Consider the following 1,078-nt stretch of genomic DNA (forward strand, 5'->3'; position numbering starts at 1 on the left):
GGAATTTACGGGAACTTGGCCTGAGCCATTCCAAAAATGAAAGGTGCGACCAAAAGCAGGATAACCCTGGTGAAGAGATGCAGCATGACACATCCCCTTACAACACTAAATTTGGAGACACCCGGGTCAAAGTTCAGGCCAGCCTTATTTATATGAGATATTCGAAAGTGAAGTATCTGAAATTTTACCGTTCTTTCAATAGATTTGCCATGAAATGCTTTATCCATGAAGCATTGACCTTCTGGAAGTATGCTGCCGGGATATGCATTATTGACAACACCAATCTTGCCCGCCTTCGGGGAACCGGCAAAAATGCTGTTATTGTGCCTGAAATGGAGCAATTTGCCAGGCAATACGGGTTTAAATTTGCCTGCCATGAAGTTGGTCACGCCAATAGAAAGGCAGGAAATGAACGAGGCTTTTATACCGTGGAAACCAATTTCTTCCCGGGCCGCAGTTTCAAAAGTCTGGAAGATATGAACCAACAGGCCTTTGAGTGGGCCACCATGAGGATGGCAAACAGACCGGTAAGTAAAACCAACCTTATTCCGGCACGGGCATTTGAGTATGAACAGAAGTTTCTTGAAAAAATACCACCCTATGTGACGCCCCCTTATCTGACCCATGAGCGGGGGACTGACCAATATGGATATGCCGCAGTCAATGGTAATTTTTACTGGGTTCCCGGCAAAACACGATTTGACGTCAAGGTACTTGAGTTCTGCGACCATATGAAATCTATCACCAGAGAAAAAAACTGGCTGAGTACAAAATCCCCCCTGACGGCGTCAAAAATAAAAAAGTCGGGCCGGAAGGAGGGCCATCTTTTAGACATCATCCCAGGAATCGGAAAAAGCCAACGGCAGGAGAGGAACGTATATTGCGCAATGCCGCCCCTGAAATTAATGATTACCTGAATTTTATCCTGGTGATGAAAGGTAAAGCCAGGCACAGCCTGATCCGGCAACTGTACAGCCTGTACAAAAAAACGCCCGCTGACCTGTTCACCCGAGCTGTTCAACGTGCATTGAAATACAGGGTCAGTAATTTTGCCACCCTTGAAAATATTATCCGCCTG

General features: G+C 45.9%; 1 protein-coding gene and 1 pseudogene. Both read left to right on the forward strand.

Annotation, left to right across the window (positions count from 1 at the left end):
• A partial coding sequence (locus tag MTBBW1_RS28875) for a transposase (protein WP_483863773.1) occupies nt 1–917 on the forward strand: 917 nt, incomplete at its 5' end.
• Nucleotides 881–1,078 (forward strand): annotated as a pseudogene (locus MTBBW1_RS29305) (helix-turn-helix domain-containing protein); the annotation flags it as partial. The gene MTBBW1_RS28875 and the pseudogene MTBBW1_RS29305, both read left to right, overlap by 37 nt.

The sequence above is a fragment of the Desulfamplus magnetovallimortis genome (assembly GCF_900170035.1).
Lineage (GTDB): Bacteria > Desulfobacterota > Desulfobacteria > Desulfobacterales > Desulfobacteraceae > Desulfamplus > Desulfamplus magnetovallimortis.